This window comes from Aliisedimentitalea scapharcae, from assembly GCF_045277565.1.
In the GTDB taxonomy this organism is placed as follows: Bacteria; Pseudomonadota; Alphaproteobacteria; order Rhodobacterales; family Rhodobacteraceae; genus Aliisedimentitalea; species Aliisedimentitalea scapharcae.
Genome location: NZ_CP123585.1, coordinates 219528 through 245917 on the forward strand (window position 1 = coordinate 219528; position 26390 = coordinate 245917).

A 26390-nucleotide genomic window follows, 5' to 3' on the forward strand; every position below is an offset into this window, starting at 1 on the left:
AGGCTCTCATGACCGAACAGACAGCATTTGTTGAAATCCGCCACGCCCAGAAATCCTTTGGTACCCTGGAGGTTCTGAAAGACATCAGCCTGAGTGTTGATCGGGGCCAGATCGTCGGCATCATCGGGTCGTCCGGGTCCGGCAAATCCACCCTATTGCGGGCGATCAATGATCTGGACCCTCTGACCGGCGGCGAAGTCTGGCTGGACGGGGTGCAGGTGAACAAGAAACTACCCCATCGCCAGTACGAAAAGCACATCAACGAGATGCGCCAGCAAGTCGGCATGGTGTTTCAGCATTTCAACTTGTTCCCGCATATGACCGCCCGCGAAAACGTCACCATGGCACCGATGATGCTGAAAGGGTTGTCCAAAGACGCGGCAAACAGACTGGCCGAGGAGCAACTGGACCATGTCGGAATGCTGGAGCGGATCGACTATTACCCCTCGCAGCTGTCGGGCGGCCAGAAGCAACGGGTGGCGATTGCCCGGGCGCTGGCGATGAAACCCAAGCTGATGTTGTTTGACGAAGCGACATCGGCGCTGGACCCTGAGCTGGTGGAAGAGGTGAACCAGGTGATGCGCAAACTGGCGCAGGAACATATGACCATGATCATCGTCACCCACGAGATGGATTTTGCCGCTTCGGTCTGTGACCGGGTGCTGTTCATGGACAAGGGCGTTGTGGTCGAAGAAGGCCCACCCGAGGTGCTGTTCCGCAATCCGTCCCGGGATCGCACCCGGGAATTTCTCCGCAAACACATCGAGGCCGCACAGTGAGCGACGACACTTATCTGTTCTACCAGTCCCGCAACCCGCGCCCGTTTCTGGATCATGGCGACGGCATCTATCTGATCGACGAGACCGGCAAACGCTATATCGACGGATCGTCTGGTGCGATGGTGTCCAACATCGGCCATTCCAACCCCCGGGTTCTGGCCAAGATCAAGGCCCAGATGGACAAGGCCACCTTTGGGTATCGGCTGCATTTCCGCACCCATCCGTCCGAGGATCTGGCCGCCAAGACCGTGGCCATGACGCCAGAGGGGCTGGACCGGGTGTTCTTTGTCTCTGGCGGGTCCGAAGCGGTCGAAAGCGCGGTGAAACTGGCCCGGCAATATGCGCTGACCCAGGGGCAGGAGACGCGATACAAGGTGATATCGCGGTTCCCCTCCTATCATGGTTGTACCTTTGGAGCGCTGGATCTGACCGGTTATGACCCGCTGCGCGAACCCTTTGCTCCGATGCTGGAAGGGATGCCCAAGATCGACGCCCCGGCTACTTATTTGGACCGTGACAACCTGAGCGAAGAAGACCGCGGTCTGAAATATGCCAACCTGCTGCGCGACAAGATCCTGGAGGAGGGGGCTGAAAACGTTCTGGCCTTTGTGATGGAGCCGGTGGGCGGCGCGTCAACCGGGGCGCTTGTGGCGCCGGACAGCTACTATGGCCGCATCCGCGAGATCTGCGATGAATTCGGGGTGCTGCTGATCTATGACGAGGTGATGACCGGGGCCGGTCGCACCGGTAAATTCTTGGCTGCTGAACATTGGGGCATCACCCCTGATATCGTCGCCATGTCCAAAGGGTTCGGTGCGGGATACGCACCGCTGGGGGCGGTGGTTGCCCAGGCACGGCTGGTCGAACCGGTGCTGGATGCCGGTGGATTTCTGCATGGGTTCACCTATGCCGGCAATCCATTGGCCTGTTCCGCCGGATTGGCGGTGCTGGAAGAGATGGAAGACCAGGGCCTGATCGACAATGCCGCCCGCATGGGCGAGGTGCTGATGGGCGAACTGCGCGCGCTGATGGAACGTTATCCCTTTATCGGCGATGTGCGCGGCAAAGGGCTGTTGACGGCCTTTGAATTCGTCGCCGACCGCAACACGATGGAACCGCTGGACCCGAGTTTGAACGCCTATGACCGGCTGGTCGAACTGGCCTATGAGCGGGGGCTGATCATCTATTCGCGCCGCACCCGGGGCGGGACCGCGGGCGATCACTTTCTGATCGCGCCACCACTGATCATCACCCCCGACCAGATTGCCGAAATGATGGTGATCCTGCGCGACGCCCTGGACGCATTTGCGCTCGAAACTGGCCTGCCGGTGGGAAAGGCTGCGGCATGAAGCTTCCGGACAAACGATGCAGTATTGAATCTGCGATTTCACGAATCCGGGACGGGTCCACGGTGATGGTGGGTGGCTTTGGTGTGCCGGGCACGCCGATGACGCTGATCCGGGCGCTGGTCGAGCATGGCGCGCGCGATCTGACGGTGATCAAGAATGATGCCAATGAACCGGATCTGGGCATCGACCATCTTCTGCAAAGCGGCCAGGTGTCGCGGCTGATCACCACCCATCTGGGGCTGAATAGCCATGCCATTGCGCTGATGAACGAAGGGCGCATTCAGGTTGAATTCAACGCGCAGGGCATTTTGGCCGAACGTATCCGCGCCGGGGGCGCGGGGATTGGTGCCGTGCTGAGCGATATCGGCATCGGCACCGAGCTGGCCGAAGGAAAACAAGTGGTCGAGGTGGCGGGCAAGCCGCATCTGGTGGAAACCGCCCTGCGCGCTGATGTGGCGCTGATCCATGCGGATCAGGCCGACACGTTTGGCAATTTGACCTATGCCGCCACCGCGCAGAATTTCAACCCGTTGATGGCCATGGCCGCGGATGGCGTGATTGCCGAGGCGGAAACCGTGCTTTTGCCTGGCGGCTTGGATGCCAACCAGATCCACACCACCGGGGTATTTATCGATTACCTTGTCGAACTGACTGATCTGTCTGAGGAATACGCCGTTGTCCAACGCTAGAGACCGGATGATCGCCCGTGCTGCGCGCGAAATTGCCCCGGGGATGGTGGTCAATCTGGGGATTGGCCTGCCGACGCGGGTGATCAATCACCTGCCTGCCGATTTCCCGGTGTGTCTGCACACCGAAAACGGCATGACTGGTATCGGACCGACCCTGGCCGCCGACCACGCCGACCGCAATCTGATCGATGCAGGCGGCGCCTATGTGTCGACAGTTCCGGGGTCGGCGTTCTTTGACAGCGCCACAAGCTTTGCCATGGTGCGGTCGGGGCGGTTGGACCTGACCATGCTGGGCGCGTTCGAGGTGGGGGCCAATGGCGATCTGGCCAACTGGAAGATTCCCGGCAAATTCAGCCCCGGCGTCGGCGGCGGCATCGAGCTGGCGCAAAAGGCGCGCCGGGTGATGGTGCTGACCACCCATACCGACCGCGCCGGAAACCCCAAGCTCAAGGCCGCATGTGAACTGCCGCTGACCGCGCGTGGATGCGTGGCGCGGGTGTTTACGGAAATGGCGGTGATCGACATCACACCTCAGGGCTATGCGCTGATCGAAATCGCCGACGGCGTGGATGTTCAGGACGTGATCGCCGCCACCGGGGCGCCGCTGCATCTGCCCGACGCGGCCTTGCCAACTTTCTGAGGGATCTCATGCAAGACGACCTGAACACCAACCTGTGTAACGCCGTGGATGCGGCCTTTGACCAGCAGGTGCAGTTTCTCTCGGACCTGACGGCACATCCGTCGATCCGGGGAAACGAACAATCTGCGCAGGCATTCATGGCAACGACGCTGAGCGAGCGGGGGTACGAATTGGACCGCTGGCAGATCGACGTGGCCGAGATCAGCCATCTGCCCGGGTTCTCTCCGGTGATCGGTGACTATGAGGACGCGGTGAATGTGGTCGGCACCCATCGGTCCCGGACTCAGTCAGGCCGGTCGCTGATCCTGAACGGTCACATCGACGTCGTGCCCGCTGGGCCGCTGGACATGTGGGACAGCCCGCCGTTTGAACCGCGGGTCGAAGACGGTTGGCTGTATGGTCGGGGCGGTGGCGACATGAAGGCGGGGCTGGCATCGAACCTGTTTGCGCTGGATGCGCTGGCGGCCTGTGGGCTGGCCCCGGGAGGCGATGTGTTTGTCCAATCCGTGGTCGAAGAGGAATGCACCGGCAATGGCGCGCTGGCCTGTCTGGCGCGCGGTTATGCTGCCGATGCGGCGCTGATCCCCGAGCCGTTTTCCGAACATCTGGTCACCGCCCAGCTGGGGGTGATCTGGTTCCAGGTGCATCTGCGTGGTCGCCCGACCCATGTGGCCTATGCCGGCAGCGGCGCCAATGCGATCGAGGCGGCCTTTCCCCTGATCCGCGCGCTGCACGAGATGGAACACCGCTGGAACGCCGCCGAACACCGCCCCGCCGACTATGCCCATATGGATCACGCGCTGAATCTGAATCTGGGCAAGATCGAAGGCGGCGACTGGACCAGCTCGGTTCCGGCGTGGGCGGTATTTGACGTGCGTATGGCGATCTTTCCGGGCCAATCCATCGAGGCGGCCAAGACCGAGATCGAACAGGTCATTCTGGACGCGGCGCGCGACAATGACTTTCTGCGCAATTCCCTGCCCGAGATCGTCTATCACGGATTCCACGCCGAAGGTTATGCGCTGTCACAGGACAGTTCGGCCAAGGCGCAATCCGCCATCGCGGCGCTGGATCAGGCGCATCAGGCTGCAACGGGCGAGGCATTGGTGCGCGAGGCAATCACCGCCACCACCGATGCGCGGTTCTTTGGACTTTATGCCGATACGCCTGCGTTGGTCTATGGCCCCCGCGCCGAGGCCATTCACGGGTTCAACGAACGGGTTGAACTGGAGAGCATGCGCCGGGTGACCAAGGCCACGGCGATGTTCATCGCCGATTGGTGCGGCGTTGAAACCATCTAAAGGAATACCAATGCGCCAAGCCGTCATTGTCTCGACTGCCCGTACCCCGATGGCCAAGGCCTATCGCGGTGCGTTCAATAACCTCGAAGTGCCCAGCCTGGCCGCTCCTGCGGTGCGCGCGGCTGTTGATCGCGCCGGGATCGACGGGGGCGCAATCGAAGAGGTCGTCTTTGGGTCGGCCCTGACCCAGGGGTCGGCAGGGATCAACGTGGCCCGACACATTGCCCAGGCGGCGGGCTTGCCAGACAGCGTGGCAGGGGCCACCGTGGACCGGCAATGCGCCTCGGGCCTGAACGCCATCGCCATTGCCACGCATATGGTGCAGGGCGAAGGGGTTGAGGTGGCGCTGGCGGGCGGGGTCGACAGTATCTCGCTGGTGCAGAACGCCCAGTGGAACGGCCACCGCTATCGCGATCCGACCGTGGCGGATGCCTATTACTTGGCGATGCTGGACACCGCCGAAGTGGTGGCAGATCGCTATGGCGTCAGCCGCGCGGACCAGGATGCCTATGCGCTGCGCAGCCAGCAGCGCACTGCCCGGGCGCAGGACCAGGGGCTGTTTGCCAAAGAAATCGTGCCCGTCGAGGCGGTCAAACTGGTCACTGACAAGGCCACCGGTGATACACACGAACAGCAGGTACGGCTGACACGGGACGAATGCAATCGCCCTGGGACCACAGCCCAGGGGTTGGCGGCGCTGACACCTGTGCGTGGCGAGGACAAGACCGTGACCGCTGGCAACGCCAGCCAGCTGTCGGATGGTGCTGCGGCGCTGGTGGTGATGGAAGCCGCAGAGGCCGCCCGCCGTGGGTTGGAACCGCTGGGCGCGTTGCGTGGATTTGCAGTGGCCGGAGTCGCGCCCGACGAAATGGGCATCGGCCCCGTGGTCGCCGTGCCGCGCCTGTTGCAGCGTGCGGGGCTGGGCGTGGCGGACATTGACCTGTGGGAAATCAACGAGGCCTTTGCCGCGCAACTGCTTTATTGCCGCGATCATCTGGATATCCCCGACGACCGGCTGAATGTGAACGGCGGCGCGATTTCCATTGGTCATCCCTATGGTATGTCCGGCGCGCGTATGGTCGGCCATGTCCTGCTGGAAGGGCAGCGCCGCAAGGCGAAATGGGCCGTCGTCTCTATGTGTGTCGGCGGCGGCCAGGGAGCCGCCGGGCTGGTCGAAATATTCTGAGGGGGTCATCATGCCTGTGCTTTCATCCGATCAGGTTTCATCGTTGCTGGCGCTGCGCCACGACCTGCACCGTCGCCCCGAGGTGTCGGGCCAAGAGCAGGAAACCGCGGCGCGTATCACTGCCGAGCTGACGGTGTTGGGGGCGGATCGCCTGTGGCAGGGGTTGGGTGGGCATGGTGTCGCCGCCGAGTTCACCGGCGCAGGCGCGGGGCCGACCGTCCTGTTGCGCTGTGAGCTGGACGGGCTGCCGATCCGCGAGATTTCCGATCTGCCCTATCAGTCAGAGATCGAAGGCAGGGGGCATCTGTGCGGCCATGACGGCCATATGGTGTCTTTGCTGGGGGTTGCGATGGGGCTGGCCCGGCGGCCAGCCCGGGGACGGGTGATCCTGCTGTTCCAACCGGCCGAAGAAACCGGGGCCGGGGCGCAGGCGGTGATCGAGGACCCCCGCTGGCCGGAGATCCGCCCAGATTATGCTTTTGCCTATCACAATGTGCCGGGCCGCCCGTTGGGCGAAATCGGACTGCGCCCGGGGCCGGGCAATTGTGCCTCACGCGGGATGCAGATCACAATGGAGGGCAAAAGCTCGCATGCGGCCTTGCCCGAGGATGGGGTGTCGCCCGGTCCAGCCATGGCAGCGCTGATGACGTCGCTGCCGGGGCTCAGCCAGGGGCAGATCGGCGACCAGGATTTCGCGCTGGCGACCCTGACCCACGCGATGCTGGGAGAGCCGACTTTCGGCATCGCCCCGGCCGACGGAGAGCTTCGGGTGACGCTGCGGTCGATGACCAACGAACGTATGGACCGCATGATGGCGGACGCTATGGCGCGGGTCGACCGTGTCACTTCCGGGCTATCCGTCAATGTACAGTGGCATGATGTGTTCCGCTCGGTGGTCAATGACCCCAAGGCCACAGCGATGGCCCGTACGGTCGCCAGTGTGCTGGGGCTGGCTGTGACCGACATGGAGATCCCGATGCGCTGGTCCGAAGATTTTGGCCGGATTGGCGACGATGGGGCGCAAGCAGCGCTGTTGTATGTGGGATCGGGTGTGGATCACCCCCAGCTGCACAACCCGGATTATGATTTCCCCGATGCGCTGGTGCCGGTGGTAACGGATCTGTTCTGTGCCCTGATTGACCAGCTGCTGGGCAGGGCCGTGGTGTGAGCGTGCCCGATCACGGTGTCCCTTCGTGGTGTACCATCCACCGCAATCGCATTTCGCGGAATCTGGAGCTGGCGCTGGGGCTGCTGCCCGCAGGCCGTCGGTTCTGTGCTGTGCTCAAGGCGGATGCCTATGGGCATGGCATAGGTCAGGTGGTGCCGCTGGTGCAGGAACAGGGGGTCACCTGCATCGGCATCACCACAAACGCCGAGGCCCGCGCGGTGCGGGACATGGGGTTTGACGGCGCGCTGATGCGTCTGCGGGCGGCCACCCCGCAGGAAATTCGCGCCGGTCAATCGGACCGGATCGAGGAACAGGTGGCCTCGGTCGCGATGGCCCAACAGATGCGCGCGGATCTGGACGCGGGACACCACCATGCCCCGGTGCACCTGGCTCTGAACGCGGCGGGCATGTCGCGCGACGCGCTGGAAATCGCTACCCCCGCCGGACAGGATGCCTGTGGCAGGATTCTGGAAGTCATGGGGTCGGAAGTTGCCGGGATCTGTACCCATTTTCCGTCCAATGAGCCGCCGGAGTTGCAGCAAAGCGCAGCCGTGTTTCAGCAGCAAGTGGGTTGGGTGATCGACAACAGCGACCTTTGCCGCGCGGATGTGGTGGTTCATGCGGGCAGCTCGTTGACCCTGGTATCCGGGGTGCAGATCGATACGGATATGTATCGCTGTGGTGCGATTCTTTATGGCATCCTGAGGCCCGATCTGGGGTTCTCCAGCACCATGGACCTGGAGGCCCAGGTGGTCAGCCTTCAGCAGTATCCCGGCGGATCCAGCGTGGGTTATGACCGCGCCGGGCGTTTGGGGCAACCGCGTCTGCTTGCCTGCATCTCGATCGGCTATCAGAATGGCTTTCGGCGCTTGTCCGATGGGCAATCCGTGGTTTCCATCCGCAACGGCCTGGCGCCGGTCATTGGCAAAGTGTCGATGAATGCCATCGTGGCCGATGTCACCGATATCGAAGATGTCCGGATCGGTGACAGTGTCACCGTTATCGGTGGCCAAGGGCGCGCCCAGATCGCGCCGCCCCTGGCCGAAAGTCAGTTCCGCACGATCATGGCCGATCTTTACACCGATTGGGGGCAGCGCAATCACCGGGTCTACTGTTAAGGCTTTGGTGTACAAGTCGGGTTTTGAACGTGCTTCCCCTTTCCTCGGACAGACTTATCCAACGGCCTGGGTGATGTGAGCGATACCTGAACCGCTATTCTTGTCTGGCGACAGGGTAGGGGATCCTCGCATTTCCTCCAAAATCTTTTCTCGGAAGACTTCGGTCGACGTTTTCCACCCGAGACATTTGCGGGGGAACCAACATCTGGCCCGGCGATTGGTGTTTTCGACGATGTCTTTTTGCCAAGGGCTGGAGGGATCACAGAACCAGGTTTGCGTCCAGATAGCGGCCAACTGACAAACTCTGTACCGCGATCGAAAGTGATGGATCGACGAGCAACGAGGGGAAGGTCTTTGATGGATTTCATGATCCTTCCCATCACAGGTTTCGTGCGCGCCGCTCCGCAATCATCAGTTGCGCGTCGTTCACGCAGGTTTAGCTCCCTGTGCTCCATTTTCCATTCTCCTGACTTTCCAGTAGGATAGAGGAAAAGTCGCTTCCCAGTTTAGAATGTGCCCCCCTGTGCGACCCAGATACGCGTAATCTATCTTATGTTAATAAATCTGATTTCCTTCGAAAGGGGATGACCAACCTGACGTCCATCCTTAGCTGTTGGAAACCGCTAGAATAAACCCCATCGCAATCGCTCTGGAAACCGCGCGTGCCGTGTTTGCGGCACACAGTCCGGCCCCTGGATTTCCGTAAGAATCTCTACAAAACGTTCAGAAAGATCCAGCACCGCAGCGGTTTCCCCTGAGGTTTTCCCAAAAGCAGCTTGTTGAAGCATATCCTTCTCGCGATTGATTATGCGTGACAGGTCAGCACTCGGCGAAAAGTCAAATGGCTCAATCACTGCATTCTGCAGCAAACCGGCAAATTTGGCTATGTCACTGAGACTAATTTTGAGGATCATACCCCGTGATTTCGCATGAGGTCCGGCACAATAGAAACCAGCATATTTCTGAACGCCTGTCACTCCACCCCTCCCACGCCTAGCATTGACACCGCGTCAACCTGACAATTCAATCAGAAACAAAACGGCCGGATCCTCTGAAATACCGGTCCTAAATCGCGCTCGCAGCGATCGACCAAAGTGAGCCCAGAGGTCCCGAATTGCCACTTTGCAGTGGAGGTCTGCTATGCTTGAGGTGGCCAGGGGCGACAAACCCCGACCTGACACTGCGATGAATCGGCCGATCTACTCAGATGCGTTTTGCATTGTGCCTTTGCCATCGACCCTGGGCGATAATTGCGCGGACGGGGTCTGATTGCCAATCGTGCCTCGCAAAGACCCGGCTCATCGAACCAACTGTTCTGCTGGCAACCACAACGCACAAAGTCCGATCAGAACTTCCCAGCGTGTTCATGAAGACAGATGACCAAGCTTTGTCAGAGATCAGACGTTTCTCAAGCTCTGAATACGTCGTCTATGCTGATGTCTGACACAGACGTTTTTCCGGCCAATGCCATAGTTGTCTTCAGTTCCTGCTCAAGGATGTTCAACAAGGCGGCAACGCCTTCCTGACCCATTGCGCCCAACGCATAGACCATGGCGCGGCCAAGAAGGACCCCTGACGCGCCAAGGGCTCGTGCGCGAAATATGTCCATTCCAGTGCGCACACCGGAATCCATCAACAACTCCATCCTGTCACCCACAGCATCTGCGATTTCTGGTAACAACGAGATCGAGCTTGCGGCCCCATCCAATTGGCGCCCCCCGTGGTTTGAGACGATGATCGTTTCAATGCCCATCCCCGCCGCAAGACGCGCGTCTGCGACATCCATGACACCTTTCAACACAATCGGTCCGCCCCATTCTTTGCGGATCCATTCGATGTCGTCCCAATCCAGCGCCGGATCGACCATTTCCTTGGCCCAGACAAGAAGGCTGCTCAGATCGTCCACGCCCTTTGCATGGCCAATCACGTTGCCAAAGCCCTTGTAGGGCGTTTTTGCCATTTCGAGCGCCCAACGCGGTTTGGTCGCTATGTTGAGCATGTTCTTTAGATTTGGGCGGATCGACAGCTGGTTTTTCACATCCTTGTGGCGTTGTCCAAGCATCGCCAGGTCCATCGTCACCACCAGATGTGAACACCCGGCAGCCTTGGCGCGGTGGATAAGATCGCGGACAAATTCGCGATCTTTGACCACATAAAGCTGAAACCAGAACGGCGTGCCTGTCGCTTCTTTGACCTGTTCGATCGAGCAAATAGACATCGTCGACAATATGAAGGGAACGCCAAAGTCACGCGCCGCTTTTGCGACCTTGATCTCGCCCCCGGCGTTTTGGATGCCAAGCATGCCAACAGGGGCAAAGGCAACGGGCAACTGGGCCGCCGCGCCGGTCACTCTGGTACGGGTGTCGATATCCGTGACGTCAATTCCCACGCGTTGACGGATGTTGACATTGCCAAAATCGGCTTCGTTTTTTCTGAATGTAGTTTCCGAATACGACCCTGATTCCGCATAGTCATAGAACATTTTCGGGACCCGGCGTTGATAGAGCGCGCGGAAATCTTCAACACATGTGATGGTTGGCATTGCCCGGCCTCCTTACGCCATTCCGACCTGAACCTGATTTGGTCGCATATCATCTGGTCGAGACATCAGAATTTCGGTCAGATCAGCCTTTAGGGATGCATAGACCGGATCATCAATAACGTTCCGCAACTCATGGGGATCGTTTTCAAGGTCGTACATTTCACCGGCACCTGACTTCAGATCGATTGTCAGTTTGGCCGTCTTGCTGCGGACGGTTCGCAGGGACAGGCCGACACCAACGCGACCGGGCAGAAGCTCCCATTCGCTCATGGCCGCGTCGCGCGTTCCGTCACCCGATATGACATCATGCATAGATCGTCCGTGGATCTCCATCAGGCTGTCCGCCCCGGCCCAGTCCATAAATGTTGCACCAAAGTCCAATGTCGAAAGGGGTTCAGAGCTGACTTTACCTGCTGGTACATCCGGCCCTTTCACGATGGCACGGACATTAAGCAGGCCCTCGAACGGCATCGGCCCTTTCAGCACCAAACCGTGATCCCCCAGCCAATCACCATGGTCCGCGGTGTAGACAATGTAGGTGTTGTCGGCCAATCCTTGCGCTTCCAGTTCGGTGATGATGCGGCCAACGGAATGGTCGATCAAAGAGAGCTGGCCATAGGTGTTGGCGATCACCTCGCGCAGGTGCTCATCCGAGATTTCGGGATAGCGTGAATAGCTTGTGCGGATCTCTGCGCCTTTACCCTCGATCTTTGTTTCAACCGCGGCCTGGTGCCACCACGGGCGACCCTCGAAATCACGCGTTCGATGTTCTGGTAAATCGACGTCTTCAGGCCGATGCAAGGAAGCCCATGGTTCAGGGCAATCAAACGGGTGGTGTGGATCAGGGAACGACACCCACATGCAAAACGGCTTGTCATGATCCTGTTTGATGAACTCAATTGCGCGGTCCGCAATCCAAGTGGAGTTATGCCACGCCACAGGGAGCTTTGATGACCATACCTGAGGCGCGCCATTGTGGTCACGATGGCTTTCCCAAAGCAGTTTGTTTTTTTGCGCGCCCCGACCATCTCCATAATACCATTCCTCATAAGCCAGACCAGCAGGAGGTTTCTCGGGCAGCCACCAGTTGTGCCCGATGTGAACAAGCTCGGCATGATCGAACCCCATATAGGGACCGCGCCATCCTGCGGGCACTTTGGTTGAACCGGGAATGGATTCTACCGTGTCGCTGTCACCGTAGGTGTGGTAGGTCGCAAAATGCGCTTTCCCGATCTTTGCGGTGTGATATCCGGCGGCAGACAACGACGCCGCAAACCCTTTTTCACCCAGCTCAGGATCCAGATCGATCCCGTTGTCATGCACGCCATGGGTGCGCGGCAACAAGCCAGTCAGGATAGAAGCCCGTGCAGGCTGACAGACAACGCAAGGCGTCACGACCGTTTCAAGGCTGGTGCCCTCAGCGGCAAGCATGTCCAGATGTGGCGTATAGACGTTGCGCCCGCGAAACCCATAGCAATCGCCACGCTGTTGGTCCGAAGTGATGAAAAGAATGTTTGGGCGGGTCATTTTTTGTCTGCCTTTGGCTTGCGTAGAGATATGAAGAGTACGCCCACGGCGCACAGGATGAACGCCGCCGCGAGTGGGCTTTTGAGAAGAAACAGGGGATCGCCGCCTGTCGCCGAAAACGCCTGACGCGCGGTTTCTTCGATGCGCCCCCCCAACACGAACCCAATGACGAACGGGAGCGGCGAGATCGCAAAGCGCATCATGAAATATCCCAGAATCCCGAATGCAAAGGCGAACCAAATCGCGCTCATCGAGGTTTCCTGAACATAAAGAGATGCGAGTGTAAGAAGCAGAACGACGGGCAACAGATATTGCTTCGGGATGCGAACAAGGGCGCCAAGAAACCGCATGAGAAACCCGCCGATTGTCCAGTTCAGAAGGTTGGCCAGGATCATGGTGGTGAAAAGCCCGAAGGCGATCACGAGTTCAGGGTTCAAATCTGTCGAGAACTTGAAAACTGCTGGGCCTGGGTTGAACCCCCCAATGGACTCTGCTGCCAGGATCAGAAATACGGCCGCCGTGTTGCCGGGAATGCCAAGCGACAGAACCGGAATGAGGTTCGCCCCCGAAACCGAAGAATTTGCGGCTTCTGTCGCGGCAATACCTTCGGGCGCACCCTGCCCAAACTCTGGGTCCTCAGGCTTTTTGTTTTTTGCGTGGAACCGTTTGCCGGTCGCATATCCAATCGTAGCTGCAAGCGTCGATCCCACACCGGGCAGTGCGCCGATTGTGGTGCCAATAAGTGCTGACCGGCCGATGTAAGGAAGGATCCGCCGAATGTCGGCCCAGTGGAGGCGCTGGTCTCCCGTGTCCTTGGCAACTTCAATCGCTCCTTTGCGGCGCGTTTGGTTCCACAGGTTTTCAAGCTCGCTGAAAATGGCTCCGATGACCAGCACACCAATCACAGCTGCGGTGATGGGAATCCCGTCGGAAAGTGCCGAACTGCCAAAGCTTAGGCGGGGATAAAAATCATCACCGGTTCCGATATATACCGCCAGAAGACCAAGCCCGCAGCTCAAAAGCCCTTTGGCAGCGGATCCACCGACGACCGCTGCGATGAAACTAAGCGATAGGATCAAAAGCGCAGTTTTTTCGGGAAGGTCCAAATAGGATTCAACAAGGATCGCCAGAAACGGGGCACAGACAATCAGAACAATGTCCGAAAACGTGTCCCCCGAAACAGACGAGAAATGGGAAATCTTGAGCGCCTTTCGGGCTTTTCCCGATTGCGCCATTGGATAACCATCAAGCGTGGTCATAAAGGCGTCGGGCGTGCCGGGGGTGTTAAATAAAATCGCAGGAACCGCACCCCCGACTGTTGATCCTTTCATGACCCCGATCAGGAACCCCATCACGGGCAAAAGCGCATCGGACGTGAAGCCAAATACAGAAATGAGGATCGGTAAGGAAATGGCCATCGCAATGACCCCGCCCAAGCCGGGGGCCGCGCCGACGACGATCCCAAGAACCAGACCGAACGCGACCATCATAACGGTGATGGAAATCGAAACGCCAAGGAAAGAGAATGCCTCGGGTCCCTGAAAAACCGCCAGAATACCAAGCCAGATGTAGTCAAGAGTGCCCACGTCAACCATCAGACATCTCCATTTGGTGGCAGCAGCACATCATCAAATGGCAAGTCATAGAGCACGATGATCCCAGCGACGGCCACAAGCGCGATCAACGCTGCGCGCCATGTCAGTCGCTGTTCCACAAACGAGGTCATGGCAAAGACCATGAACCCGCCGCCCAGTACGAAACCTGTGTATTTCCACGGTATGGTGTCGCGCAGAAGTCTGTAATCTTCGCCGCCAAACAGGTTGGCCGCGACGGGTCCCGCCCATCGCATCACAACAATCCCGATGACTCCGAACAGGGTGATGGCACCAATATAGATCACGTTGTTGCGAGAGGGGCGGTCGTTTTCGCCACCACGTTCAAGCAGCAGCAACAGGCCTGAAATCAGGATAAACGCAGCGGCCAATGTCGGAGCGAGGCTGTCGCCCACGACATATTGTCCGCGGGACCTTTCAACCAACCCGGTGTCGGTGTCCAAAGGGATCCAGACGAAGGCAAGGATCAAAGCGAAGGCAATACAGCCCACACCCAGTGCCGTGGTGGCAGAGAGTTTTCGCATATCGGTCTCGCAAATAGGGTGAGAATGTCGGGCAGCGCGCACGCCGCCCGCTCTTCGTTTCCAGGCTTACTCGGACGCCGCAGCGATAAGTGCGCCGGAAGAATCGAAGTCCTTCTGAACAGCGTCTTCAAGCTCGGCTCCCGAGATAACAACCGGGCCGCCAAACCCTTTCGTGATGAAAGCGTTGGCCTTGCCGCCTTGCGTCGTTACGACTTTGCCGATTGCCGCCGCAATGGCATCTCGTGCCGCCGGGTCCATGTTGGGCGGGCCTGCAAAAATGAACGAGATTTCGCTGACAAACTCAACGCCATACTCGGACAGAAGCGGGGCGTCTGGCGAGTTTTGCAGCGGTTCGCTGCGCGCCGACGCCAATTCCACCATATCGCCCGCAGCAACTGCTTTCGCCTGTATGCCCGCGCCAAAACCAACATCCATGTCGCCTGCATTCAGGCCATTCATGACGGCTTTACCGCCTTTGACCGAAATAATATTAAAATTGACGCCGTTTTCCTTGCCCGCGATGTAAGCGATATCGCCCAGCATGCCGGTCATGACACCAAAACGAATGTCCTGACCACTCTTGGCGGCTTCAATCACATCACCCATCGTCTTCCAGCCTTTCGAAGCCAGCGCGACAACGCCCATCTGGGTTCCGGCAGTGGTGGTGATCGGCGTTACGTCTTGGGGGGTGCCGGCTTTTGCGGCCGCCATGTTGTAGCCAAGCGTTTCAGACACGATGATGGCGATTGCGGTGCCGTCAGCTGGCTCTTCCTTCAGCGCGTTCACTGCGTTCAAACCACCTTTGCCGGTTACTTGTTCCGGGATGATTTTCCAACCATGCAGGTCTTCGAGCTCTTCGGCGATCAGCCTGGCCTGAGTATCGGCACCTCCACCAGCCGCAAATGAGATAATCATCTTGATGGGACCTGGTGGGGTCCAATCCTCTGCAAATGCGGTCGTAGATGTCCCGAGAATCGCAGCAGCGACCACCGCAAATTTGAGCAACGTCTTCATGTTTTCCTCCCTGAAACACATGTCTGTTGGCGTCACTTGTTCTATAATAAGGTGGAAAAGTCAACGAACAAGTTGACATTTCCACCAAAACACCTGAATCTCTTTTCATCAAAGAGGATATCTGACGATGACAAAATCCGCAGCAGAGGCGATCGCCGAAGGCCTGCATATTCCTTTTCAGATTGCGCAGTTGCACTCTGCTTTAAGCACCCAGGCAAAAGCGATCATTTCTCGGCACGGCGACCTGAATCTTGCGCAGTGGCGCATCGTTCGGCTGGTCGCGCTTGATATTGCGAACACCACCACCGCGGTGCGCAAAGGTGCGGGCATCGATAAAAGTCAGTTCAGCAAAATGCTCGGCGTCCTTGAAGACAAGGGATACCTCAAACTGCGCCCGTTTGAAGAAGACAAGCGCCAGCATCTTATCGAATTGACGGAAAAAGGCCGGACCTCTCATGATCGCCTGGGCCCTGTTTTGGAAGCCAGACAAGAACACCTGGTAAGTGCGCTTACGGCGGACGAACAAGCAACCGTACTGAAAGCGATCAAGCTGCTTTCAGAAGCCGCCCAAAAGACCGATTTCCCCGACGCATATGTGATTCCAGAAGATGAATAAGAAATGAAAAATACTCCCAATCTTTTGGTGATCCTTTCGGATCAGCACCAAGCACGCGCCATGTCCTGCGAGAACCATCCGGTGGTGCAGACACCGAATTTGGACGCGCTTGCCGCGCGCGGGACGCGGTTCACGAACGCCTACACGCCCTCTCCGATCTGCGTGCCCGCCCGCGCGGCGTTTGCAACCGGGCGACCGGTGCACGAGATTGGCAATTGGGACAACGCGATGCCTTATCAGGGAACACCACGTGGATGGGGGCATGCCTTGCAGGACAAAGGGGTGCGCGTGGAGTCTATTGGGAAACTACACTATCGCCAGATCGACGATGACGCCGGATTTGACGTTCAACACATCCCGATGCATGTCGCCGATGGTGTTGGCATGGTTTGGGGCTCGATCCGTCGTGAAGATGAGCGCATCTTCAACAAAGATGTTCGCATGATGGGGAACACGATCGGGCCGGGGGAAAGCAGTTATACCAGATATGATCGCAGCGTCACCGACCGGACCTGTGATTGGTTGTCCGACACTCAGCACAGCACCGACCCTTGGTGCCTTTATGTGGGTCTCGTGGCCCCGCATCACCCTTTAATCTCACCTCAAGAGTTCTACGACCTCTATCCTCTGGACGGGCTTCCCCCAGATAAACTACGCCTTCGCGACGGATATGCCCAACATCCGTGGATCGAAAAGGTCGCCACAGCGATGGTCGCAGAAGATGGTTGGAAGGACGAGGAAGAACGACGTACCGCAATCGCCGCGTATTACGGTCTGACCAGTTATATGGACCACAATGTCGGGCGGATTATCCAGGCGCTGAAGGACAGTGGGCGCTTTGATGACACCACGGTCATCTACTCAAGCGACCACGGAGAGAACCTTGGCGTCCGTGATCTGTGGGGCAAGATGAACATGTATGAAGAATCCGCGGCGATCCCGTTGATTGTTGCCCCCGCGCCGGATCTGAAAACAAACCCTCGGCCAACCAGCGCGACCACAACAAGCCTGCTGGACATCTCGGAAACGATCATCGACCACTTTGGTGCAAAACTTCCGGGTGATCGCCCCGGGCAATCGCTTTATGATCTTGCCGCGTCCAAAGACGACCCCAACCGTGCGGTGCTCAGCGAATACCATGCGATCGGGTCGGTCTCTGCGTCTTTAATGCTTCGAAAGGGCGACCTGAAACTGATTGAATATGTTGGGTTCGCGCCGGAGTTGTTTAATCTGGCCGAAGATCCCGAAGAACTGACCAATCAGGCCCAGAATCCTGCCTATGCAGATGATCTGGCCAGAATGCAAAACGAACTTCGTCAGATTTGCGATCCCGAAGCCGTCAATGTGCAAGCGTTCAAAGATCAGGACGCGCTGATTGAGGCCTATGGCGGGAAAGAGATCGCCTCGAAACTTGGCGCCCCCTCAGCTACCCCGCCTCCCGTCACTTAGGCGGTGACTGGTTTCAACTCAACGCAAGGATCCACCATGATGCAGGATGATACTTCTTTGGCACTATCGGAGCTGTGGGATCTACCGGATGACACCCGGTCGACGGGTCATTGCGCAAAATAAATGCAATGGCGTGACAAAGCCCAACTGAAGCGATCCACTAACCTCTTGAACATCATGAACACGGGCAACTTGGCCCCCCACCGTCTTTGAAACACAACGACACCTTGTTTTGCCCTGGCCCAAAAGAACCGTTTTTCGCATGAACACCCTGAAATCCAATGCACTTCACCTGGCCTTGATCCTGGGAACCGCGCTGTCGGGTGCCTTTGCGGCGTTCGCGATGGGATGGCCAATTCCCTTCCTTCTGGGAAGCCTCGTGGCAACTGCAATTCTGGCGTTAACGTTGGTCGCGCGCACGAACAAACCAGTTTTCTTTCCCAGACCCCTGCGGGAAGTGTTCATTGCCGTGATCGGCACGATGATTGGCACAACCTTCACGCCGGACGTGTTGTCGATGGCGCCAACCCTGGCCATCACCCTGTGCGCCATGTTGATCTTTGTCGTCCTTGCGCAGACGTCAAACTACGTCATTTTTCATCACTTGGGTGGCTATGATCAGCCCACCGCATTCTATGCGGCCATGCCGGGGGGGCTTATCGAGGCCGTGGAAATGGGGGCCAAAGCAGGCGGTGATGTCGAAACGCTGAGCATCCAGCATTTTGTGCGCATTGTTCTGGTGATCCTCGTCGTTCCCATGCTTTTTCTTGTGGTGGCAGGAGAGTCCGTCGGTAGCGCCGCAAACCAGACCCTTGAAAAGGGCCCTTCCGATTGGCGGGATTGGGCAACGGTGGTTGCCATTGCCCCAGTTGGACTTTTGATCGGCAAACTCTCCCGTTTGCCAGCGGCGCCATTGCTTGGTCCCCTGGTGCTGACGGCGACCCTTCAGTCCACAGGGGCGATTGATCTGGGCGGACCTCCGACACTTCTCAATCTGGCCCAGTTGGTCGTCGGCGCAAGCCTCGGGGCTCAGTTTGCCAGGACAACACCTCGGCATTTGGTATCCGCCCTCGCACTTGGCATGGTTTCGGTTTTGGTGACGCTGGCGATTGCGTCCGGGCTTGCGCTGCTGCTTGAACCTTTCGTCCCCCTGTCATTCCAGACCTTGCTGGTCAGCTTTGCACCCGGCGGGGTCACCGAAATGAGCCTCATCGCATTAAGCCTTGGTGTCAGTCCCGTCCTTGTCTCTATCCATCATCTTTTCCGTATTTTGTTCACAGTGGGCGTGGCCGGGTTGCTGTTCAAACGACTTGGCAAGCGCTCACCCGGATCCTAAGTTCACACAATGCATGCCGAGCCCCAAAAAAAGAGTTGCTGCAGCCCCTCGCGGAATACAGATTTTAGTGCCCCACTGGCCGCTCCGGGCGTGGCGGGACGGATGCGTGTGGCGTCCGATGCTGTACGTATCCCCGGTGGCAGGTCGTTGACTGGTACCTGTCGTCCCGAGATCCCGGACGACGGCGAAGACCCGATCCGCAACACGCGCGTGAAACCTTTCCGCATCGGGGCCACTGCGGTCACAAACGCACAGTTCGCCGACTTCATCGATGAAACGAGCTATACCACCGAAGCCGAGCGCTTTGGGTGGTCCTTCGTATTCTGGGCACACGTCGCAGAAAATGTCGGCCCGACAATGGGTGTGAAGGATGTCGAATGGTGGCGGCGTGTGGGGGGGGCAAATTGGCGTGATATCAACGGTCCCGGCACAATGGAGGCAGCATGGGACCCGACCCATCCGGTCGTTCATGTATCGTGGAACGACGCCCAGGCCTATGCCAAATGGGCCGGCGGCCGCCTGCCTACCGAAATCGAATGGGAACACGCAGCCCGTGGGGGACTAGGAGACGTGCGCTTCCCTTGGGGGGATCAAGAGCCAAACGATACGAGTTTCCAACCCTGTAATATTTGGCAAGGTGACTTTCCAAAGACCAATACCGTGAAGGACGGTTTTGCAGCCACAGCCCCTGCACAGTATTACGACCCGAATGGCTATGGTCTTTACAATATCGTTGGCAATGTTTGGGAGTGGACGGCAGATGCGTATCGCGTCAAATCATTAAAGAAACACGTGCGTCAGCGGCTTTCAACGATGAAAGGCTATCGCCTGTCCAAGGGCGGGTCGTTCTTGTGTCACGCTTCATATTGCTACCGCTACAGGATCGCGGCGCGATCAGGCACTTCGCCAGACAGCACAACAACCCACCAAGGGTTTCGTATGGTCTGGCCAGACTAGGATTACCCTGTTGGATGCCGTTGGGACAGCGCAGGCGCATAAAGCATAGCCATCTGCCCCTTCATAACTGATGTGGAACATCTGGAACCCGCCTTCTTAGAGTTTTTGCTGCTCTCAAAAGCGCGCAAAGCGGTCGCTCGCACCCAAACCGCCAGCAATGGTTTTGTCCCGCATTGCAGGTGCGGGTTTGAGCAATGGCAAGGTCAGATTCGGTGCGGGATCAGACGTCTGTGCTGGGCACGGAGAACGGCGGCAGCGAGCCCAAACAGCGCATTGGAACCAATCCTTTTGCCGTTATGTCTGCGTTAAAATCTGGCCTGCGGTTTCTTCTTCTGACTGGATCAAGCAGTCTCTTGTGCCGCGATATCCTTCGCTAGCTTATCGCCAAGCGCTTGCATCCTTGCGATGCGATTTTCCTTGTCAGGCACGATAATGCCACGCAGCTTTTTCTTCACCATGCCTGACATCAGCTTGCCCATGATTTTGGGTGACGTCGGGGTTGCGAATCTGATTTTGACCAATGTCCCTTCGCCCACTTGAACCAGCTCGTTGGTTTCCATCATCGTAAGGCCCATGGGCAGGTTGTATTTACCTGTCGCGTAGTCACCGTGATGCCAGTCGACAATCTGAAATGGAAAGATGTCTTCGCCGTGATAACAGTGATAGAGGGTTCCGGGTTCAATCTTGCCCTTGTTTGTATCGAACAATTCGACCTTGTTTGCGCCCAGCCATTCGGCGCGCAACTCTGGGCGGGTGCAAATGGTGAAGGCAACATCCAGCGAAACCGGCAGTGGAATGATCCACTCTTCAATGAGAAGGTTGTCTCCTGGTTCAACAAACGTGCGTTCCGTTGTGCGACGGCGCTCCCATGCGACGCGCATGTCCCGCACAACGTATTCGACCTCGCCGATGTGCTCGATTTCTTCGGTGTAGAACTCAGATCCGTCAAAATACTCAACAAGTTCCATGGACTTAAGCGCAGCACACGAAATTAATGTGTACGCCGTCAATCCGGTACGTTCCTTTACGCTATTTTTGAGAAGCCGGAACGCCGTGATCACATCCTGACCGGCCAATTCTTCGCGATCTCCAGTTTTTTGAACGATACAGTCTCCATGATGCACAACGATCTTAAGCTCCAGTGCGTCAACAGTGGAACAGGCATCGCATGGACATGAGGTGTTGATCAGCATCTTCTCTTTCGCACGGGCAAAGACGCAGTAGAGCTGTTCCGCAAAATCCAGGATGAACTGCTGCGAGACCACTTCGCTTTTCAACGCGTAAGCAAAAACAGCATCACCCTGTAACCCTGATACTTCCAATGGTGATCGGATAGTGGGGATCATACTGCCGAACAGAGATTCTAGGATCCCCTTGGCGTGTTCGATGGCTGTTTCGGACATGAATTTCGTATAGCCAGATATATCCGCGATCACGAAATATGCTGATTTTACACCGCCCTCAGTTTTACTCATAAATACCCCCCTCCCCTTGGCGATCTTTATGCGTTGAATTCAAGGAAAAACCTAACGAATTCGATTGGTCGCTCAGGAACATCCAACCTGCCCTCAGGCTTTGGCGCAGCCCACACCAAGGTCGAGACCAGTGTAGGGCGGTTCGCCAAATGGGCAGCCGATGTCAAAATCGCAAATAATGAGACAATTCAAGATTGGGAAAAAACAAACATCGGTAACCTCGCAGCCAATTCACACTCCGTCCGCAAAGCGGTCGATGCCGTTCACCCGCAACAAGATCCGCTTGGGGCTGCCTACAGCCACCCGTACCTGGTGCGGCGTACGGCAGTAGCAGGCCCAAAGCAGACATGGGCTGAATTCCAGGATTGCATGTGCGCCATGTTATCACTGACATGTCCGAAATTTCATTTTCGCGGACGGCAGAAATACAGACGCGTCCGATCAATTCGCTTGATGCAATGGGTGGCAATTTTTAGGCGTAGCGCAAGGCAGGGCTTATTGAGGTATATTATCCAGAAATGTCATTAATCTGTTGCGGTCTTGTACACTAAATTTTCCATAGTCTGTCGATATAATCGGCATTGCCAAGTTGTTCGGGGTGTCGTTTTCGATTAGGCAGCGAGGATGAAAATACCATCCGATATGCCACGCCTGAAAGGCTTCCGTTTTCCGCGCGAGATTATCACATACGCGGTTTGGGCGTATCATCGATTTGCTCTGAGTACGTCGGGTGTCGAAGACCTGTTGGCAAAGCGTAGCGTCATTGTCAGCCGCGAAACGATCCGGCTCTGGGTGAACCGGTTTGGAGGCCACTTTGCGGATTGTGTCAGACGAGACCGCCCGGCAGCGGCCGACAAATGGCACCTTGATGAAGTTGTCGTGCCGATCGGAGGCGTGAAATACTGGCTCTGGCGGGCGGTTGACGCGAACGGCGACGTTTTGGACATTCTCGTCCAACCGCGGCGAAACGCCAAAGCGGCAAGGCGTTTCATGAAGCGGCTGATGGCCCGTTTCGGCGATCCGCGCGTTGTGATCACGGACAAGTTGCGCAGTTATATCAAGCCGATCCGTGACCTAACCCCAAACGCGGACCACAGGGCACACAAGGGCTTGAACAATCGCATCGAAGGGTTGCACCGGCCGACCCGTAAACGCGAGAAGCTTATGGGGCGGTTCAAGTCCCCGCGCCAGGCTCAAAGGTTCCTCGCCGCCCACGACCAAATCAATATCGTTTTCCGCCCCCGCCGCTACCGAATGCCAACCAACATCTACCGCCAGACCAGATCGGACGCTTTTGACCTGGGGCACGGATACGCCCTTGAGATGACCGCCTAACGACCCGGCTGCCGGCTAACCGCGCCCAGCATCAGACAACTTGGCAATGCCGTTTACGGGGACAACCAAAAAAACGAAGGCGACACAACCACGCTGCGTGTCACCGTCGGTATCGTCACCAATGACGCCGCAGACGATGCGATGATCTATGAGATGACCAAATCATTCTTTGCCGGTGTTGCCGAGATGCGCGATAGCGCACCTTGGCTGGCAGCTGTCACACCAGAAGGTGCTGTGGCCGACATCAATATGCCCCTGCATCCGGGTGCACTGCGCGCGCTTGAAGAGATGGGTGTCACCATCCCGGATGTTGCCCGCGGTTAATCAAAGATCGGTCGGGGCGGCACCGCCCCGACCCAAAATCCAGCTGGTGTTGAAGCATGCCCAAAAACGTCCTTTTCATTATGTGCGACCAACTTCGGTGGGATTATCTTTCCTGCACGGGTCATCCGCATCTCCACACGCCCTATATCGACAGGCTTGCGGAACGCGGGGTTTTGTTTGACCGAACTTATGTTCAGTCTCCGATTTGTGGCCCTTCGCGCATGTCATTTTATACCGGGCGTTATACCAGTTCTCACGGCTCGACCTGGAACAACATCCCGCTCAAAGTGGGCGAGATGACGCTGGGCGATCACTTGCGCCCGCTGGGTGTTCGCACGGCGCTTTGCGGCAAAACCCACATGACCGCAGATGTCGACGGGATGCGCCGCCTTGGGTTGGCACCGGACAGCACAATTGGTGCGCTTGTGTCGGAATGCGGTTTCGAACCTTACGAACGTGATGATGGGTTGCACCCGGACGGGCCCCGCTATGCACGCAACACGGCTTATGACACCTATATGAAGGAACGTGGCTGGCCCGACGAGAACCCTTGGCAAAGCGTCGCCAACAGCGCCGAAGACGATGACGGCAACATCCTGAGCGGTTGGTTCATGGACAACGCTGACAAACCCGCACGCGCGGCTGATGAAGAAAGCGAAACGCCCTATATCACCAGCCGCGCGATGGATTTCATCCGCGAGGCCGGTGACACACCGTGGTGTTTGCACCTGAGCTACATTAAACCCCATTGGCCCTATATCGTGCCCGCGCCTTATCACGACATGTACGGTCCCAAGACCCATTTGGACCCGGTGCGCAGCGATGCCGAGCGCGCCGACCCTCACCCCGTTTACGGCGCCTTCATGCAAGAGCGTGTCTCAAAAGCATTCTGCGATGACGGAACACGCACCCGTGTTCTGACCGCCTATATGGGCCTGATCAAACAGATCGACGATCAGATCGGCAGGTTGATGGGTTTTCTGGACGACCAAGGCATCACCGATGACACGATGATCGTGTTCACCTCGGACCACGGCGACTATCTGGGGGATCACTGGATGGGGGAAAAAGAGCTGTTCCACGACGCTTCTGCTCGCATTCCGCTTATCGTGGTTGATCCGCGACCTGAAGCCGACGCAACGCGCGGCGTGAAATCTCCGGCGCTGGTCGAGGCGATCGACGTTGTTCCAACGATCCTGAATTACTTCGACGGAGAAGACGTTCCTTATATCATTGAAGGAAAATCGCTTCAGCCGATCCTGCATGGACAGGTAGAAAATCTGCGCGATTTCGCGGTTTCCGAATACGACTATTCGATGCGCAATGTTCGAAAACGTCTTGGCGTATCCGTTCAGGATGCAAAACTAACGATGCTGTTTGATGGGCGGTGGAAATACACCTTTGCCGAAGGCTTTCGGCCGATGCTTTTCGATCTGGAAACCAATCCCGATGAAATTGCCGATCTTGGGGCCGATCCTGCCTATGCGGATGAATTGATCCGTCTGGAAAAGATGTTCTGCGGCTGGTCTCGGCGCACATCCCAGCGCACAACGCGGTCGGATGCTTGGATTGCCGCGCGTGACCCGAGCCTTGGAGAAGCCAAGGCAGGAATTCTGATCGGCTATCGCAATGAGGCAGAGCTTCACAAGGTTTTGCCCGAGACCAAACCCAAGGCAAAAAACACCGACAAGATCTCCTGAAAGAATGTAGGATGTTAACCTTCGACGGTGCACCTGTCACAGCTCTAAACGCCCAGCCCCCCGGCATTTTCAAGCAACGGAATGATCTTTTCCACGCCTTCGCGATTGCGCAGAGAAGTAAATACGAAAGGCCGCCCGCAGCGCATCATTGTTGCATCGCGGTCCATGACCTCAAGCGATGCGCCCACATGGGGGGCAAGATCAGTCTTGTTGATGATCAGGATGTCAGATTTGGTGATAGCTGGCCCACCCTTGCGGGGAATTTCTTCGCCAGCCGCCACGTCGATCACATAGAGGGTCACATCTGCCAGCTCAGGGCTGAATGTGGCCGACAGGTTATCGCCGCCGCTTTCGATTAGCACAATCTCCACATCCGGATGCCGGCCGATCATCTCGGCCACAGCGGCAAGGTTGATCGATGCGTCTTCTCGGATCGCCGTGTGGGGGCAGCCGCCGGTCTCGACCCCGATGATGCGATCCTGCGGCAGAATCTGCATCCGCATCAGCGCCTCGGCGTCTTCTTGCGTGTATATGTCATTGGTGATGACGCCGATCGAAAACCTGTCGCGCAAGGCTTCGCTCAGCGCGGCCGTGAGGGTTGTCTTCCCGGCACCAACCGGGCCACCGATTCCAACGCGAAGCGGTCCGTTCATCGTGCTCATGTGCGGAAAATCCTTGAATGCTGAGTTTCATGTTTCATAGAGGCGATGTCCGACAAAAAGGCGGAACTGCCGAGATCATCAAGCGCAGCACAGCTGGCTTGCGCAGCGACCTGGCTACAAAGCGGTGTCATTTCGCGGATCATCCGTTGGCCTTCGGTTTGGCCCAGCGGAACAAGACGCATCGTCACCGCTGCAAGGTTGGCCATGAAGGCTTGCAAGTAGAATTGAGTGGTGAGTTCGAGCGGCAGGCCCTGCAGACGGGCAGCGCGGCCAACAGCGACCGGATAGGTCAGCCCCTTCAGATCCGCAGCCCAGACCTTTGCGATGATTTCACAGAATGCCTCGCCCTGAAGGCGGGTTTCCTTCAACCGTTCAGCCGACGCTGAAAAGGCGCGGCTCATGGCGTCTATCTCGTCCACGTCGGTGCTGCCAGCTCGATAGGCCGCGCCAAGGAACAGGCTGTCGTTCCATCCAGCGCCATGTAGTAGCACATCAGAAATCCACGCCTCGGATTGTTCTTTGTTGGTTACGTCCCCGGCATCAATCACCCATTCCAACCCGTGCGAGTAGGCAAATGCGCCGACTGGGAAGGCTGGCGAGAACCATTGCGTCAGGGTGAGGATTTCAGTGGCTGTGGCCATGCGTCCGTCCATGACCATAAGCCCCGCCTTCTGGCGAGAAGGGCTCGACCACTTCGCGCACGTTGGCGCCAACCTTGTCCAGCATGTCGCGGATCACGTGGTCGCGTTGAATCAGCAACCGATCTTTCTCGATCTGACAGGGGGTATGGCGGTTACCGATATGCCAGGCGAGACGTGGCAGGTCGTCTCCGGTCACCTCTAGCAAGTCTTCTTTGGCGGCAACAACCTCGATCAGCCGGCCATCTTCCAACGCGAACGCATCACCATGGTCGAGCGACGTGGTGTGGCCCAAGTCGACAAGGAATTGCTCGGCACGCATCGTGGTCAGCATCTTGCGACGCAGAAAACGGTCGTCGTAGCTGAGCGTCACAACGTCATAAGCACCGGACCAATGTCCGGGTTTACGAATTTGGCGACTAGGCGGGAGAATGTTCATGGGTTGCAC

The 26390-nt window shown here is 57.7% G+C and carries 25 protein-coding genes and 1 pseudogene; 15 read left to right on the forward strand and 11 right to left on the reverse strand.

All coding sequences use genetic code 11. From position 1 onward, the window contains the following. Window positions 1–8 precede the first annotated feature (8 nt). The 8 genes from QEZ52_RS21680 to QEZ52_RS21715 are packed head-to-tail and all read left to right on the forward strand — an operon-like array spanning window position 9 to window position 8230. Window positions 9–779 (forward strand): amino acid ABC transporter ATP-binding protein, encoded by a 771-nt coding sequence (locus tag QEZ52_RS21680; RefSeq protein ID WP_343211876.1) that lies wholly within the window; start codon window positions 9–11, stop codon window positions 777–779. Continuing rightward, window positions 776–2128, forward strand: coding sequence for an aspartate aminotransferase family protein (locus tag QEZ52_RS21685; RefSeq protein WP_343211877.1), 1353 nt, complete (start codon window positions 776–778; stop codon window positions 2126–2128). Before QEZ52_RS21680 ends, QEZ52_RS21685 begins: the two co-directional genes overlap by 4 nt. Further along, a complete protein-coding gene (locus QEZ52_RS21690) occupies window positions 2125–2817 on the forward strand; it encodes a CoA transferase subunit A (protein WP_343211878.1) in 693 nt (230 codons plus the stop codon). The genes QEZ52_RS21685 and QEZ52_RS21690 overlap by 4 nt, the downstream gene beginning before the upstream one ends. 7 nt (window positions 2818–2824) lie before the next feature. Continuing rightward, window positions 2825–3457, forward strand: a complete 633-nt coding sequence (locus QEZ52_RS21695; RefSeq protein ID WP_343212030.1) for a 3-oxoacid CoA-transferase subunit B — start codon at window positions 2825–2827, stop codon at window positions 3455–3457. Between the two features lie 8 nt (window positions 3458–3465). Beyond that, window positions 3466–4758, forward strand: coding sequence for an ArgE/DapE family deacylase (locus tag QEZ52_RS21700; protein WP_343211879.1), 1293 nt, complete (start codon window positions 3466–3468; stop codon window positions 4756–4758). A gap of 10 nt (window positions 4759–4768) precedes the next feature. Beyond that, window positions 4769–5944, forward strand: a complete 1176-nt coding sequence (locus QEZ52_RS21705) for an acetyl-CoA C-acyltransferase (protein WP_343211880.1) — start codon at window positions 4769–4771, stop codon at window positions 5942–5944. 10 nt (window positions 5945–5954) lie between these two features. Then, window positions 5955–7112 (forward strand): amidohydrolase, encoded by a 1158-nt coding sequence (locus QEZ52_RS21710; RefSeq protein ID WP_343211881.1) that lies wholly within the window; start codon window positions 5955–5957, stop codon window positions 7110–7112. Then, a complete protein-coding gene (locus QEZ52_RS21715; RefSeq protein ID WP_343211882.1) occupies window positions 7109–8230 on the forward strand; it encodes an alanine racemase in 1122 nt (373 codons plus the stop codon). Before QEZ52_RS21710 ends, QEZ52_RS21715 begins: the two co-directional genes overlap by 4 nt. A gap of 54 nt (window positions 8231–8284) precedes the next feature. Here the strand turns inward: QEZ52_RS21715 and QEZ52_RS21720 are convergent. The 7 genes and pseudogenes from QEZ52_RS21720 to QEZ52_RS21750 all read right to left on the reverse strand — a co-directional run. Beyond that, window positions 8285–8625 (reverse strand): annotated as a pseudogene (locus QEZ52_RS21720) (transposase); the annotation flags it as partial. A gap of 228 nt (window positions 8626–8853) precedes the next feature. Beyond that, window positions 8854–9207, reverse strand: a complete 354-nt coding sequence (locus QEZ52_RS21725; RefSeq protein ID WP_406651235.1) for a hypothetical protein — start codon at window positions 9205–9207, stop codon at window positions 8854–8856. 431 nt (window positions 9208–9638) lie between these two features. Continuing rightward, window positions 9639–10772: an alpha-hydroxy acid oxidase gene (locus QEZ52_RS21730; protein WP_343211884.1), complete on the reverse strand. Its 1134-nt coding sequence runs from the start codon at window positions 10770–10772 to the stop codon at window positions 9639–9641. Between the two features lie 12 nt (window positions 10773–10784). Then, window positions 10785–12299 (reverse strand): sulfatase-like hydrolase/transferase, encoded by a 1515-nt coding sequence (locus tag QEZ52_RS21735; RefSeq protein ID WP_343211885.1) that lies wholly within the window; start codon window positions 12297–12299, stop codon window positions 10785–10787. Further along, a complete protein-coding gene (locus tag QEZ52_RS21740; RefSeq protein ID WP_343211886.1) occupies window positions 12296–13894 on the reverse strand; it encodes a tripartite tricarboxylate transporter permease in 1599 nt (532 codons plus the stop codon). The genes QEZ52_RS21735 and QEZ52_RS21740 overlap by 4 nt, the downstream gene beginning before the upstream one ends. Beyond that, on the reverse strand, window positions 13894–14436 hold the full coding sequence (locus QEZ52_RS21745; protein ID WP_343211887.1) for a hypothetical protein: 543 nt from the start codon (window positions 14434–14436) through the stop codon (window positions 13894–13896). The genes QEZ52_RS21740 and QEZ52_RS21745 overlap by 1 nt, the downstream gene beginning before the upstream one ends. 66 nt (window positions 14437–14502) lie before the next feature. After that, complete coding sequence (locus QEZ52_RS21750; RefSeq protein WP_343211888.1) at window positions 14503–15450, reverse strand: tripartite tricarboxylate transporter substrate-binding protein; 948 nt, start codon at window positions 15448–15450, stop codon at window positions 14503–14505. A gap of 127 nt (window positions 15451–15577) precedes the next feature. Between QEZ52_RS21750 and QEZ52_RS21755 the strand changes: the two genes are divergently transcribed. The 4 genes from QEZ52_RS21755 to QEZ52_RS21770 all read left to right on the forward strand — a co-directional run bounded on the left by QEZ52_RS21755 (window position 15578) and on the right by QEZ52_RS21770 (window position 19808). Then, window positions 15578–16066, forward strand: a complete 489-nt coding sequence (locus QEZ52_RS21755; RefSeq protein ID WP_343211889.1) for a MarR family winged helix-turn-helix transcriptional regulator — start codon at window positions 15578–15580, stop codon at window positions 16064–16066. A gap of 3 nt (window positions 16067–16069) precedes the next feature. Continuing rightward, window positions 16070–17515 (forward strand): sulfatase-like hydrolase/transferase, encoded by a 1446-nt coding sequence (locus tag QEZ52_RS21760; protein ID WP_343211890.1) that lies wholly within the window; start codon window positions 16070–16072, stop codon window positions 17513–17515. A gap of 262 nt (window positions 17516–17777) precedes the next feature. Continuing rightward, window positions 17778–18851, forward strand: a complete 1074-nt coding sequence (locus tag QEZ52_RS21765) for an AbrB family transcriptional regulator (protein WP_343211891.1) — start codon at window positions 17778–17780, stop codon at window positions 18849–18851. 102 nt (window positions 18852–18953) lie between these two features. Further along, entirely contained in the window at window positions 18954–19808 is an 855-nt protein-coding gene (locus QEZ52_RS21770; protein ID WP_343211892.1) for a formylglycine-generating enzyme family protein, read from the forward strand. 341 nt (window positions 19809–20149) lie between these two features. On the opposite strand, the gene QEZ52_RS21775 is transcribed toward QEZ52_RS21770, so the two are convergent. Next, window positions 20150–21283 (reverse strand): DUF2652 domain-containing protein, encoded by a 1134-nt coding sequence (locus tag QEZ52_RS21775; RefSeq protein ID WP_343211893.1) that lies wholly within the window; start codon window positions 21281–21283, stop codon window positions 20150–20152. A 624-nt stretch (window positions 21284–21907) separates the two neighbouring features. Between QEZ52_RS21775 and QEZ52_RS21780 the strand changes: the two genes are divergently transcribed. From QEZ52_RS21780 to QEZ52_RS21790, 3 genes are read left to right on the forward strand one after another with little or no spacing between them, the layout of a single operon-like run. Continuing rightward, complete coding sequence (locus QEZ52_RS21780) at window positions 21908–22618, forward strand: IS6 family transposase (protein WP_343211894.1); 711 nt, start codon at window positions 21908–21910, stop codon at window positions 22616–22618. Between the two features lie 30 nt (window positions 22619–22648). Then, entirely contained in the window at window positions 22649–22942 is a 294-nt protein-coding gene (locus tag QEZ52_RS21785; RefSeq protein ID WP_343212031.1) for a TAXI family TRAP transporter solute-binding subunit, read from the forward strand. Window positions 22943–22998: 56 nt separating this feature from the next. Further along, entirely contained in the window at window positions 22999–24642 is a 1644-nt protein-coding gene (locus QEZ52_RS21790; protein ID WP_343211895.1) for a sulfatase-like hydrolase/transferase, read from the forward strand. 44 nt (window positions 24643–24686) lie between these two features. Here QEZ52_RS21790 and ureG read toward each other — a convergent pair whose 3' ends face one another. Genes ureG through ureE form a run of 3 tightly spaced genes read right to left on the reverse strand, consistent with a single transcriptional unit; the run spans window position 24687 to window position 26381 of the window. After that, the gene (gene ureG, locus QEZ52_RS21795) at window positions 24687–25304 is read right to left on the reverse strand and encodes an urease accessory protein UreG (RefSeq protein ID WP_343211896.1); all 618 of its coding nucleotides are present in this window, start codon (window positions 25302–25304) and stop codon (window positions 24687–24689) included. Next, window positions 25301–25945, reverse strand: a complete 645-nt coding sequence (locus QEZ52_RS21800) for an urease accessory protein UreF (RefSeq protein ID WP_343211897.1) — start codon at window positions 25943–25945, stop codon at window positions 25301–25303. Before QEZ52_RS21800 ends, ureG begins: the two co-directional genes overlap by 4 nt. After that, entirely contained in the window at window positions 25929–26381 is a 453-nt protein-coding gene (ureE, locus tag QEZ52_RS21805; RefSeq protein ID WP_343211898.1) for an urease accessory protein UreE, read from the reverse strand. The genes QEZ52_RS21800 and ureE overlap by 17 nt, the downstream gene beginning before the upstream one ends. Window positions 26382–26390: the final 9 nt, after the last annotated feature.